This is a genomic window from Enterobacter sp. 03-F-07-AD-ECC (assembly GCF_047530935.1).
GTDB classification, from domain to species: Bacteria; Pseudomonadota; Gammaproteobacteria; order Enterobacterales; family Enterobacteriaceae; genus Enterobacter; species Enterobacter cloacae.
Map to the genome: position 1 here is coordinate 224,639 of NZ_JBLKBZ010000001.1, position 12,239 is coordinate 236,877.

At 55.8% G+C, this 12,239-nt stretch carries 9 protein-coding genes and 1 pseudogene; 3 read left to right on the top strand and 7 right to left on the bottom strand.

The window, feature by feature from the left end; all coding sequences use genetic code 11:
- From ACMWKA_RS01120 to cecR, 4 genes are read right to left on the bottom strand one after another with little or no spacing between them, the layout of a single operon-like run.
- Entirely contained in the window at window positions 1-1,134 is a 1,134-nt protein-coding gene (locus tag ACMWKA_RS01120) for an ABC transporter permease (protein WP_038418946.1), read from the bottom strand.
- The gene (locus ACMWKA_RS01125; RefSeq protein WP_013097482.1) at window positions 1,124-2,863 is read right to left on the bottom strand and encodes an ATP-binding cassette domain-containing protein; all 1,740 of its coding nucleotides are present in this window, start codon (window positions 2,861-2,863) and stop codon (window positions 1,124-1,126) included. The genes ACMWKA_RS01120 and ACMWKA_RS01125 overlap by 11 nt, the downstream gene beginning before the upstream one ends.
- Complete coding sequence (gene hlyD / locus ACMWKA_RS01130) at window positions 2,856-3,851, bottom strand: secretion protein HlyD (protein WP_414759917.1); 996 nt, start codon at window positions 3,849-3,851, stop codon at window positions 2,856-2,858. Before hlyD ends, ACMWKA_RS01125 begins: the two co-directional genes overlap by 8 nt.
- On the bottom strand, window positions 3,848-4,525 hold the full coding sequence (gene cecR / locus ACMWKA_RS01135) for a transcriptional regulator CecR (RefSeq protein ID WP_013097480.1): 678 nt from the start codon (window positions 4,523-4,525) through the stop codon (window positions 3,848-3,850). Before cecR ends, hlyD begins: the two co-directional genes overlap by 4 nt.
- A gap of 205 nt (window positions 4,526-4,730) precedes the next feature.
- Here cecR and rhlE point away from each other — a divergent pair, with 205 nt between their 5' ends.
- Window positions 4,731-6,083, top strand: coding sequence for an ATP-dependent RNA helicase RhlE (rhlE, locus tag ACMWKA_RS01140; RefSeq protein WP_414759918.1), 1,353 nt, complete (start codon window positions 4,731-4,733; stop codon window positions 6,081-6,083).
- A gap of 210 nt (window positions 6,084-6,293) precedes the next feature.
- On the opposite strand, the pseudogene ACMWKA_RS01145 reads toward rhlE, so the two are convergent.
- Window positions 6,294-6,605: pseudogene (locus tag ACMWKA_RS01145) on the bottom strand (hypothetical protein); the annotation flags it as partial.
- Between the two features lie 197 nt (window positions 6,606-6,802).
- Between ACMWKA_RS01145 and ACMWKA_RS01150 the strand changes: the two are divergent.
- Entirely contained in the window at window positions 6,803-7,924 is a 1,122-nt protein-coding gene (locus ACMWKA_RS01150) for a PAAR domain-containing protein (protein ID WP_040020676.1), read from the top strand.
- A 641-nt stretch (window positions 7,925-8,565) separates the two neighbouring features.
- On the top strand, window positions 8,566-10,743 hold the full coding sequence (gene dinG / locus ACMWKA_RS01155) for an ATP-dependent DNA helicase DinG (RefSeq protein WP_047352104.1): 2,178 nt from the start codon (window positions 8,566-8,568) through the stop codon (window positions 10,741-10,743).
- Here dinG and ACMWKA_RS01160 read toward each other — a convergent pair.
- Window positions 10,730-11,230 carry a fimbrial protein gene (locus tag ACMWKA_RS01160; protein WP_038984985.1) on the bottom strand — a complete coding sequence of 167 codons (501 nt, stop codon included), beginning with the start codon at window positions 11,228-11,230 and terminating at the stop codon, window positions 10,730-10,732. The genes dinG and ACMWKA_RS01160 overlap by 14 nt on opposite strands.
- Window positions 11,231-11,240: 10 nt before the next feature.
- Window positions 11,241-12,230: a fimbrial protein gene (locus tag ACMWKA_RS01165; RefSeq protein WP_038420895.1), complete on the bottom strand. Its 990-nt coding sequence runs from the start codon at window positions 12,228-12,230 to the stop codon at window positions 11,241-11,243.
- Between the last annotated feature and the right edge of the window lie 9 nt (window positions 12,231-12,239).

Here is a 12,239-nt window from a genome sequence, read left to right on the forward strand (position 1 = left end):
TTAATCCAGACGCCGTTTGGTTTTCATCCACGTCAGCCCAATAAACATCGCCGCCGACGCCAGCAAAAACAGGGTATTGATAATCAGCACTACCGGAATATTCCCCGCCAGGAACAGGCTTTGCAGCGTGCTGACGAAATAGCGCGCCGGAATTATGTAGGTCACGGCACGGATCACCGCGGGCATGCTGTCTATCTGGAAGATAAACCCGGACAGCATAATCGACGGTAAAAAGGCGGCGTTCAGCGCCACCTGCGCGGCGTTAAACTGGTTGCGGGTGACGGTGGAGATGAGCAGCCCCATGCCCAACGTGCTCAGCAGGAACAGGCTGGTAATGAAAAAGAGCAGCACCAGCGAGCCGCGGTACGGCACCCCAAGGATAAACACCGAGACCAGCATACAGAGCAGCATCGCCAGCATGCCGAGGAAGTAGTAGGGGATAAGCTTACACAGCAGCAGCTCAAGGCGCGTCACTTCGGTTGAAAGCAGCGCCTCCATGGTGCCGCGCTCCCACTCGCGGGCAATCACCAGCGAGGTCAGGATTGCGCCAATCACCGTCATAATGATGGTGACCGCACCCGGGATAATAAAATGCTGGCTGATGGCGGCAGGGTTAAACCAGTAGCGCATCTGTACGTCGATCAGCGGTTCGAACGTTTCGCCCCGGTCTTCGGCGCGCTGCATCTGCCAGAGCTGCCAGATCCCCTCTACGTAGCCCTGGACAAAGTTGGCGGTATTCGGCTCGCTGCCGTCAGTGATCACCTGGATCGGCGCAGCGGTATCTGCCCGCGCCATGTTGGCGGCAAAATCGACCGGGATCACCACCAGACCGCGGATTTTCCCGGCCTGCATCTTCTGAATAAGCGCTTGCCGGTTGTCGCTGATGGTGGCGTCAATGTAGGGCGAGCCGGTCATGGCGTGGGTGAAGTCCAGCGCCTCTTCGCTCTGCTGCTCCAGTAATATCCCGACCCGCAGCTTGCTGGAGTCGAGGTTGATCCCATAGCCGAAGATAAACAGCAGCAGAAGCGGGATAACCACCGCAATCAGCCAGCTGCTGGGGTCACGCACGATCTGACGCGTCTCTTTGATGCACAGCGCGCGCACCCGGCGCCAGGAAATCGCCTTATTGCGCATCGGCATTCTCCTTATCCCAGTCGTGGATGAGGGTGATAAACGCCTGCTCCATGGTCGGGTCCGGCACCTCGTCGTCTGCAGCCTGGGCTTTCAGGTCATCCGGCGTGCCGTGGGCAATCAACTTGCCGCGATAGACCAGCCCGATACGGTCGCAATACTCCGCCTCGTCCATAAAGTGGGTGGTTACCATCACCGTCACCCCTTTCTCCACCATGCTGTTGATGTGCAGCCAGAACTCGCGGCGGGTGAGGGGATCAACGCCTGACGTGGGTTCATCCAGAAACAGAATATCGGGCTCGTGCATCAGCGAGCAGGCCAGCGCCAGCCGCTGTTTGAAGCCCAGGGGCAACTCATCCGTGGCGTGGGAAGCGATAGCTGTCAGGCCAAACGCCTCGCTCATGCGGTGGATTTTCTCGTCCTGGGCGCGCCCTCGCAGGCCGTAAACGCCGGAGAAAAAGCGCAGGTTCTGCTCGACCGTCAGGTTGCCGTACAGCGAGAACTTCTGCGCCATATACCCCAGATGCTGGCGCGCCTTGCCGGAGCTGACTTTCAAATCCATATCCAGTACCAGCGCTTTGCCGGACGTAGGCACCAGCAGGCCACACATCATCTTAAAGGTGGTGGATTTCCCCGCGCCGTTTGGCCCGAGCAGGCCAAAAATTTCACCGCGCTTCACCGCGAAATTGACGTTATCGGTGGCGGCGAAATCACCGAATTTTTTGGTCAGGGATTTGGCTTCGATCACCGTCTCACCCGGCGTACCTTCCACCGTGTGCAGGATCGCCCCGAGCGGCGATTCCGAAGTACCCGCTCCGCCCAGCAGATCGATAAACGCGTCCTCAAAGCGGGGAGCCGTCTCTTCCATCTCAATGTCAGGCATGCCCGGCGCGTGACGAATATCCGCTTCGGTCGCCTCTTTGGTCAGGATCACGCGCACCGAACGGCCCTGAATCATCCCGTCGCTGACCTGGGGCAGCTTCAGCACCCGTTGCAGCAGTTTGCGGTTCGACTCCTGCGGGCTGTGCATCAGGAAACTGCGTCCGGCCATGCTTTGGGTCAGCTTCGTCGGTTCTCCCTGATAAAGCAGCTCGCCTTCGTTCATCAGCAGCACATCGCGACACTGCTCGGCTTCATCCAGATAGGAGGTGCTCCAGAGGATCAGCATTCCGTCACCGGCCAGCTCGTGCACCATCTGCCACAGCTCGCGGCGTGAAATCGGGTCCACGCCCACGCCGGGCTCATCCAGCAGCAGCACTTTCGGCTCGCCGACCAGCGTACAGGCCAGCCCCAGCTTTTGCTTCATCCCGCCGGAGAGCTTGCCCGCCAGACGATCGGTGAAGGGACCGAGGGAAGTGAAGGACAGCAGACGGGCGAAAGTCTGCTGACGGGTTTCACCGGTCACGCTACGCAGATCGGCGTACAGATTAAGGTTTTCCATCACCGTCAGGTCTTCATAGAGACCAAACTTCTGCGGCATATAGCCGAGCATGGCGTGGAGTGCACCGTCATCTTTAATCGGATCGAGCCCGAGCACGCTGGCCGCCCCTTCATCGGGCTTAAGCAGGCCTGCCAGCATCCGCATCAACGTGGTTTTGCCTGCGCCGTCCGGACCAACCAGCCCGGTTACATAGCCTTTCTGGATGGTGCAGTTCAGCGGCGCGACGGCCGGTTTTTCCATGCCCGCGAAGCGTTTGACCAGATTGTCGAGCCGGATAACCGCGTCATTCATGTCGTTCCCCGCTGTTCACTTTTACGGTGACTGGCATGCCCTGGCGCAGCGCGTCGTCCGCATCGGTGACGATGATGCGCAGGCGATACACCAGGTCGGTACGCAGATCCGGCGTTTCCACCGTTTTTGGCGTGAATTCAGCGGTGGGTGAAACAAAGCCCACTTTGCCGTGATACGGTTTATCGGGACGACCGTCGGTATAGAGCAACAGTTCGCGACCCGGCTGCATCTGGCCGAGGTTTGGTTCATCAATGTAGGCGCGCACCCATACCGGACGGGTGAGCGACAGGGTTAAAACGGTGCTTCCGGCGTTGAGCATGCTGCCGGGCTCCACGGCGCGGGTCATCAGCGTGCCGTCAGACGGTGCCACCAGCGTGGTGTCGTGCAGATCGAGTTCCGCCTGGGCCAGTTGGGCCTGCGCCTGTTCAAGGTTGGCTTTGGCCTGGGCGATATCCTGCGGGCGGTTACCGGTGTGGTACTGACTCAGTTTGTCCTGTGCGGATTTCAGCGTTGCCTGAGCCTGATCGCGTGATGAACGGGCGTTTTCCAGATCGTTGGCCGAAATAGTGCGGCTTTTCCACAGCCCCTGCTGGCGGGCATAGAAATTCTGCGCATAGTCATAGGCCGCCTGCGCCTGTTTGACTGCGGCAGCAGCCTGGGCAATCTCTTCGTCACGATAACCGGCCAGCATCAGATCATATTGCGCCTGGGCGACGGAAACGCCGGCTTTTGCCTGCATCAGCGCGTTCTCGTAGGGCGCTTTATCAAGCATCCCCAGCGTCTGCCCGGTTTTGATGGTGTCACCCTCATCTACGTTAAGCGACGCCAGCCGCCCCCCGACGCGGAAGCTCATGTTCACGGTGCGAATATCAACGTTACCGTACAGCGTCAGGCCGCGATCCTGATGGCTTTGATACCACAGCCAGCCACCGACGCCTGCGGCAAGCAAAACAACAACCACCAGAATGATGGCGACAGGTTTTTTCATGACTTCAGGCTCCTTTGCGTTAAGCCTTGCAGGATCAGATCCAGATGACAGGTGATAACCTGGCTAATCTGCGCGGCTTTATCCTCATCAAATTGTGTCCAGCCGGTGCGTAACAGAATCGTTTCTCGCCCCAGACGGAAGGCCAGAATCTCACCCAGCAGGGCGTGGGTATGCAAAATCGTAGCGGTATCGTTGGCGTCTTGCCCGGTATAGGCCGCGATCAGCCGGGTCAGGTGCGTGTGCATCGGGGCAATCACCTGGTCATGCACCAGCTGGTAGGCGGCAGTGGGGAAGAGCTGTTCACGGGAGATAAATCGACTCAGGTTCAGCGTGTCGTCGTGCGTCAGCAGGCGGATCATGTTGTGGCAGGCGTTGAGGATCAGCTGGCGGATAGCGTCACGATCGGGCGACGGCTGGCTGAGCAGCGCGGTGGCTTCCTCCACGTGCGGGTGAAACTGCGTGCCAATAAAATCGGCGATCCACTGGGCACAGGCGAGGTATAAATCCTCTTTTGAGCCAAAATAGTAGGGGATAGCCGCAATGTTTTGCCCGGCCTGCGCCGCGATATCCCGGGTGGTGGCGTGTAAGCCATACTCACCAAACTGCGCCAGCGCGGCAGCAATAAGCTGGCTTTTGGCCTGTTCGCCTTTAGAGGTTGTCGGGGTTGTATTCATAGCGGCATTAAAAATTAATCAATCGATTGATTAAGATTATGCCTGATTAGCGAAATCGTCGAGGGAAGGTGGAGGGATATTTTATGCGCCACGTCACAAAAGCTGCTACACTCCGCCCCTTCGCGACATTGTGGTTTTTGTCCTCCTAATTGTTATATCTCCCTGAAAACTACACCTGTGATGGTCGGGGCGGTTCGGAGTTTTTATGTCTTTTGATTCCCTTGGCCTGAACCCGGAAATTCTGCGCGCGATCGCAGAGCAGGGCTACGTTGAGCCAACCCCAATCCAGCAGCAGGCGATCCCTGCCGTTCTGCAGGGCCGTGACCTTATGGCCAGTGCCCAGACCGGGACCGGTAAAACCGCAGGCTTCACCCTGCCACTGTTAGAGCTGCTGGTAAAAAAACAGCCGCACGCGAAGGGGCGTCGCCCGGTTCGTGCGCTGATCCTCACCCCAACCCGCGAGCTGGCGGCGCAGATTGGCGAGAACGTGCGTGACTACAGCCGCTATCTCAACATTCGTTCGCTGGTGGTTTTCGGCGGTGTGAGCATTAACCCACAGATGATGAAACTGCGCGGCGGCGTGGACGTGCTGGTGGCAACGCCGGGCCGTCTGCTGGATCTGGAACATCAGAACGCCGTGAAGCTAGATAACGTCGAAATTCTGGTGCTGGACGAAGCCGACCGCATGCTCGACATGGGCTTTATCCACGATATTCGCCGCGTGCTGGCTAAGCTCCCGCCGCGCCGTCAGAACCTGCTGTTCTCCGCGACCTTCTCCGACGAGATCAAAGCGCTGGCTGAAAAGTTGCTGCATAACCCGCTGGAAGTTGAAGTGGCGCGTCGCAACACCGCCTCTGAGCAGGTGACCCAGCACGTGCACTTCGTTGATAAAAAGCGTAAGCGGGAACTGCTCTCCCAGATGATTGGTCAGGGTAACTGGCAGCAGGTGCTGGTCTTTACCCGTACCAAGCACGGTGCAAACCACCTGGCGGAACAGCTGAACAAAGACGGTATTCGCAGTGCGGCTATCCACGGTAACAAGAGCCAGGGGGCGCGTACCCGTGCGCTGGCGGACTTTAAATCCGGTGATATCCGCGTGCTGGTGGCAACCGACATTGCTGCCCGTGGTCTGGACATTGAAGAGCTGCCGCACGTGGTGAACTACGAGCTGCCAAACGTGCCGGAAGACTATGTTCACCGTATCGGCCGTACTGGTCGTGCGGCGGCCACTGGCGAAGCGCTCTCGCTGGTCTGCGTGGATGAACACAAACTGCTGCGCGACATCGAACGCCTGCTGAAGAAAGAGATCCCGCGTATTGAAACGCCGGGGTACGAAGTGGATCCGTCCATTAAAGCGGAGCCAATTCAGAATGGTCGGCAGCAGCGTGGCGGCGGTGGACGCGGTCAGGGCGGCGGCCGTGGTCAGCAGCAGCCACGCCGTGCCGAAGGCGGTGCGCCGAAGTCGGGCAATAAACCGCCTCGCCGCGACGGCGAAGGGAAACCGGCAGGCGAAGGACAGCGCCGTCGCCGTCCGCGTAAACCGGCTAACCCACAGTAATCTGGAAGCCCGGCCGTAAAGCCTAATGCCGTTCACTTAAGCCTCACGTGACTTAAAGCTGAACGGATATTTAGGCGGAACATAAAGCACCGAACGATCATGTCTTCGGTGCTTTCTTTTTTCCGGCAAAAAGAAGGATTTTACATTTTCCCTCATTCCTTTCAGATGTTTAGGTATATTTACTGCTGTACCTTTACCGCAGACCCGAGCAACCATAGCCCTTAGATTCGTAACGCTAACACCGCATGTTGGCCCAACGAATCGGCCTCCCTCAGCAGTATTAGCAGAACGATGCCCCACAGTACGCACGCGCCCGGTGCTATGGCAGTGATCCAGCACGGCTGATGCAAGGCGCAGCAGCTTACCTGTCACCGCACTGCGGCGGTATTGATAATTCCATAAGAAGACACGGACAGCTGCCACGTCAGCGCGGCGCAGATCCAGCCGCCCCGAACCATTCATCAGGAAGCGATACACATCTTCGAATACAGCAGCATTTGTAATCCGTTCAGCCAACGGCATGTTGCCGAGATACTCCAGATAACCCACAGCCTCACTGTCAAAACGCGAAACAGGGGAATAAACGCCACAGAGGAAGGCAAATCGATATACAGCCCCTCTAATTACCTATCACTTTGTTACAACTGCTCATTTACTCACCACCGGCAAAAGCCTACACTTTTCTTAAGGATTTCAAACCAACACAGGGATAAAAATAAATGGCTATTGGTCACTACTTATTCAGGGGTGATAAAACGGTTTGCGGTGGTCGGATTATTGAAGGATGTATCGATCATCAGTTTTTTTCTAGAGACATGGCTTGTGAAGGGCATCAAGTGACATGTGGGAAACATGCTGGCAGATTCCGCATAGTGGGAGGGCTTGAAAACGATGAAATACATGGTAAAAGGATTGCCGGAACACTGCACAGCCGTAGCTCTTGCCCCTGCAAATCACGTTTTATCCCTTCTATCTTCGATACTTACGAATTTTCTACAGAGCCAGCGAAAGCCAACACCGCCCAATCTCACATCGTTGAGTTTCCCGTTCTCCCAGGCCCGATTGCAGATCCTAAAATTGATAGCTTTGCTGACACCTGCGAGCCAGAAGATAACCCGTTATTGAATGGTGTTTACATCTGGACTGAAACCACTGACGCAGGACACGCCTTTGTATCCGTACATCAGAATAATTCGATCTACGTATACACCTATGGGCGATTTGGTAGAAGAGGTCCAGCTAACTTTACAGGCGATGGAATACTCAACTTCTTTACCGGAGAGGATGCTCGTAGCTACTACCGTGAAGAACTTTATAAAGTTAATGCTCGGGTATTCAAGATTGATGATGCATCCGTAGCTGAGACACGCTCATTGTTTGAAAACCTTTGGAACTCAGGAGCAAAGCCAATCCCTACAGAGAAAATGGGTGAAAGAACCAAACTCAGGGGAAGAGTAATTGACGTCTATGATCTGACTGGTAGCAACTGTACAACGCATACTGTTCAGGTAATTCGTAAATCAGGCTCAAACGTTTTCGAAACAAGCTACACATCGACTACAACACAATTACCGATTGAAAGCGAGGAAGACTTTGCAGTGCCTTTGTCTCTACAAAATTATCTTATTCGCAAAAGCAGTAGCTTAAGTTCGATGCAAGTAACTGAAGTTACCAACGAATTCAAAGAACAGTATCCAAACATAGACAATTACACTGCTGGTGAAGAAAACGCTATGGAGAAAAGCCTTGCAATGGGAGCCTCAAAATTAGGTTCAGCTTCTGGTTATTCTGGCGGTACGGTTGGTGGAGTCTTGGGGGGGTCATATGACCTTGACGAGTAGAACAAAATTTATCATCCGATGGGGAAGCATAATCACGATTTCTTTCATTTACATAGCATCCATTTTGGTTATTGTTTTAGATTATGGGATAACGAGAAAATACACAGACATACTCAACGAAAAGACGATCACGATTGAAGCCTGTAATGCTGTGGTTGCTGAATTTGATCAGTATTACGACAGACTGATTCATGTTTCGCTCTTCGGTTACGTTGTTACTTCCGTGTTGATTCTGCTCATTTTCAAGAAAGTGAGATAACCGCCAAAGGCTGGAGTGATCTAGCCTTGCCCCCTTATCCCTGATTTTAGGCATAACAAACCTAATGTCCTATTGGTGATATACGATCAAGCGGAGTGGCGAGACATCATTCGGGGTTATGTCATTACAACGTGGCTTATCAGGGCGCTCGTGCATCCTCAACAGGAACCGTGAGCCAGACGGAGACAGAGCCTGCATATCGTATTCAGACATAAAAAATCCGGGTTTAGAGGGAATGAACCTGGATTGTCTCTTACTGGCAGGATCGTTCAAATACTATTAAACGATCGGCATTAGGCCGTAAAGCCGGGCTTTTCTTTTTGCGGCGACGAAAATAAAGTGCCACAATAGTGGCTGTTTATACAGTATTTCAGGTTTTCCGATGGCTTTAACCGCGGCGCTGAAAGCGCAGATTGGTGCCTGGTATAAGGCACTCCAGCAGCAGATCCCCGACTTTATCCCCCGGGCACCACAGCGGCAGATGATTGCCGATGTGGCAAAAACGCTCGCCGGTGACGACGGGCGACATCTGGCGATTGAAGCACCAACCGGGGTCGGTAAAACCCTCTCTTATTTAATCCCGGGCATCGCTATTGCGCGGGAAGAACAAAAGACGCTGGTGGTCAGCACCGCTAACGTGGCGCTACAGGATCAGATCTTCAGCAAAGACCTGCCGCTGCTGCGCAAAATTATCCCCGAGCTGCGTTTTACCGCCGCCTTTGGCCGCGGACGTTATGTCTGCCCGCGTAACCTGGCGGCGCTCGCCAGCAGTGAGCCCACCCAGCAGGATCTGCTGGCGTTTCTTGATGACGAACTGACGCCAAACAACAAGGCGGAGCAGGAACAGTGCGCGAAGCTGAAAGCCGATCTCGACAGCTACAGGTGGGACGGTTTGCGCGATCACACCAGCCAGGCCATCGGCGATGATTTATGGCGCAGGCTCAGCACCGATAAAGCCAGCTGCCTCAACCGTAACTGTCACTACTACCGCGAGTGCCCGTTTTTTGTCGCCCGGCGGGAGATCCAGGAAGCGGAAGTGGTGGTCGCCAATCATGCGCTGGTGATGGCGGCGCTGGAGAGCGAGGCGGTGCTGCCGGAGCCGAAAAACCTGCTGCTGGTGCTTGATGAAGGCCACCATTTGCCTGACGTAGCCCGGGATGCGCTGGAGATGAGTGCTGAAATCACGGCCCCGTGGTTCCGCCTGCAGCTCGATCTGTTCTGCAAGCTGGTGGCCACCTGCATGGAGCAGTTCCGTCCTAAAACTACGCCGCCGCTGGCGGTGCCCGAGCGTCTGAGCGAACACTGTGACGAGGTCTACGGCCTTATCGCATCCCTGAACAACATTCTGAATCTGTATCTCCCGGCGACTCAGGAGGCAGAGCACCGTTTTGCCATGGGGGAGCTGCCGGACGAGGTGATGGAGATTTGCCAGCAGCTGGCGAAGCATCTGGAAAAGCTGCGCGGCCTGGCCGAGATGTTCTTAAACGATCTCAGTGAAAAGACCGGCACCCATGACGTGGTGCGTTTGCACCGTATTCTGCTGCAAATGAACCGTGCGCTGGGCATGTTTGAAGCGCAAAGCAAACTCTGGCGGCTGGCCTCAATGGCGCAGGCGTCCGGCGCGCCGGTCACCAAATGGGCCACCCGCGAAGTGAGAGACGGGCAGGTGCACCTCTTTTTCCACTGCGTGGGCATTCGCGTGGCCGATCAGCTGGAAAAGCTGATCTGGCGCAGCGTGCCGCACGTGGTGGTAACGTCAGCGACCTTGCGTTCCCTGAACAGCTTCTCGCGGCTGCAGGAGATGAGCGGCCTGAAAGAAAAAACGGGGGACCGTTTCGTGGCGCTGGACTCGCCGTTTAACCACTGCGAGCAGGGCAAGCTGGTGATCCCGCGTATGCGCTATGAGCCGCTTATCGATAACGAAGAGCAGCATATTGCCGAAATGGCCGCCTATTTCCGCGAACAGCTGGAGAGTAAAAAATACCCCGGCATGCTGGTGCTGTTTGCCAGCGGACGCGCCATGCAGCGCTTTCTGGAACATGTTACCGATCTGCGTTTACTGCTGCTGGTGCAGGGCGATCAGCCGCGCTATCGGCTGGTAGAGCTCCACCGCCAGCGCATCGATAACGGCGAGCGCAGCGTGCTGGTGGGGTTACAGTCTTTTGCGGAAGGTCTGGATCTGAAGGGCGACTATCTGACCCAGGTGCATATTCATAAAATCGCCTTCCCACCCATCGACAGCCCGGTGGTGATCACCGAAGGAGAATGGCTGAAAAGCCTCAACCGCTATCCGTTTGAGGTACAAAGTCTTCCGGCGGCGTCGTTTAACCTGATTCAGCAGGTGGGTCGTCTGATTCGTAGCCACGGCTGCTGGGGCGAAGTGGTGATCTACGACAAGCGTCTGCTCACCAAAAACTATGGTCAGCGCCTGCTGAATGCCCTGCCGGTGTTCCCGATAGAACAGCCGGAGGTGCCTGAAATAAAAAAACGCCCGGCAAAACAGACTGCCGGGCGTCGGAAAAGCATCCGTGCTAAGGGGCGCGGTCCTACTGGTAAGTAAAGGTGGCCTGAACAACGCTGTTGAAGGTACCCGCCGTCACAGGCAGGGCGGTAGCGTAATAGCGTGCCGCCATGGGAAAATCGGCGGTGTGGGTACCGGCGTCAATCACCACGCTAAAGCGGGCTTCGGGGGCAAGCACGATGTAATCCAGACGATCGGCCAGCTCTAATGCCACCCCTTTGGCGGTGCCACTATTGGCGAATTTAAAGGGGTGGTCCGTATCGCGGGGGCCGTCAACGCTGATGGTGGCAACCGTCAGGGTGGGCGGACAATTGGTGAGCTTTAAATCGAAGTTTTTCCACGGGCCGGTGTCGCCGATATCCTTAAAATCACTGGCGACGGCCTGTCCCAGATCCACCACCATGTTCTGGCTGGCGCTGTCTACCTGGCAGGTGGTGTCGTAAATATTCCCTTCGATATTGAGCGTGACGTCGGTCGCGCCCGCAGAGAGGCTCGTCAGAGCGAGCAAAAGGGATAACGTTTTCATCTTCGCTCCGTTACTGGTATTCAAGATCGATGGTGGCAATCGTATTGGCTTTCCCCGCCGTGACGCTGGCATCCGTCTGGTAATACTGCACCGCGAAGGGGATCACATCCGGAACGCCTGGCTCGGCTCTTCCACCCACCGGGATTGGGTAGTCGTATTTAAGATCGACACCGTCAAGCAGCATTCTCACCCCCACGCCCGTGGCGCTGTCGCTGCCGGGCGTCAGGTTCAGGACATCTGCATACTGGCTGTTGATGCCATTTGCGCTGGTTACCGAGGCCGTAAGATTAACCTCTTCGGTACAGGTAGCGGTGATGTTGAAATACTTCCAGGCGGTATAGCTGCCCACGTGGGTAAATTGCGACACCGGGAAATTGCCGAGGGTCACCGTCAGATTTAGCGGATCAATAGAACAGGTCGCCGTTCTTTCGCTGACCGTGGCGGAATAGTGGCTGGTATTACGTGCACCAGAAATCCCCACAGAGTTATAAACCCCGAATCCATAGGGATCCTGCGCGAGCGAAAGGGTACCGCTACCGATATGTGATGCCGTTTTGATTAACCGCTGGGTGTAGCTGAAAGAAAATGTTTGTCCGCTGTCGCTGCTGACCGTCCCAATGGGCGTGGCGGTTGTATCGCATGAGTACCCTTTGCCGCGAACGATCTGCCCGCTGCTGTTCAGAAGCTCAATGCCGATGCCGTCAACATTGGTGGTGTACACGCCCGGCATGCCAGGCACTTCCGTTCCCGTTCCGTAATAGCAGGAAATTAGGGTGTGATTCGTCATCGTGCCGGTACAGCTGCCGTTAACGGTATGGGTCTTTGCCGAACCCGGGATGACGCCGCCAATATCGAGTGTTGTGGGTACAGAAAGCGTGCCCGCATCAAGGGTATAAGGCAGATCGGCGCTGTCACAGGAGGTTGCCGCCTGGGCATGCGGCACCAGACACGCGCTCGTGAGTAAAACCAGCAGTGCGAAGACATATCTACACATGTTCATTTTTTCCTC

Bases quoted from the DNA above. Each gene is read 5' to 3' on its own strand.
- ACMWKA_RS01120 (WP_038418946.1), bottom strand. From the start codon at position 1,134: ATGCGCAATAAGGCGATTTCCTGGCGCCGGGTGCGCGCGCTGTGCATC.
- ACMWKA_RS01125 (WP_013097482.1), bottom strand. From the start codon at position 2,863: ATGAATGACGCGGTTATCCGGCTCGACAATCTGGTCAAACGCTTCGCG.
- hlyD (WP_414759917.1), bottom strand. From the start codon at position 3,851: ATGAAAAAACCTGTCGCCATCATTCTGGTGGTTGTTGTTTTGCTTGCC.
- cecR (WP_013097480.1), bottom strand. From the start codon at position 4,525: ATGAATACAACCCCGACAACCTCTAAAGGCGAACAGGCCAAAAGCCAG.
- rhlE (WP_414759918.1), top strand. From the start codon at position 4,731: ATGTCTTTTGATTCCCTTGGCCTGAACCCGGAAATTCTGCGCGCGATC.
- ACMWKA_RS01150 (WP_040020676.1), top strand. From the start codon at position 6,803: ATGGCTATTGGTCACTACTTATTCAGGGGTGATAAAACGGTTTGCGGT.
- dinG (WP_047352104.1), top strand. From the start codon at position 8,566: ATGGCTTTAACCGCGGCGCTGAAAGCGCAGATTGGTGCCTGGTATAAG.
- ACMWKA_RS01160 (WP_038984985.1), bottom strand. From the start codon at position 11,230: ATGAAAACGTTATCCCTTTTGCTCGCTCTGACGAGCCTCTCTGCGGGC.
- ACMWKA_RS01165 (WP_038420895.1), bottom strand. From the start codon at position 12,230: ATGAACATGTGTAGATATGTCTTCGCACTGCTGGTTTTACTCACGAGC.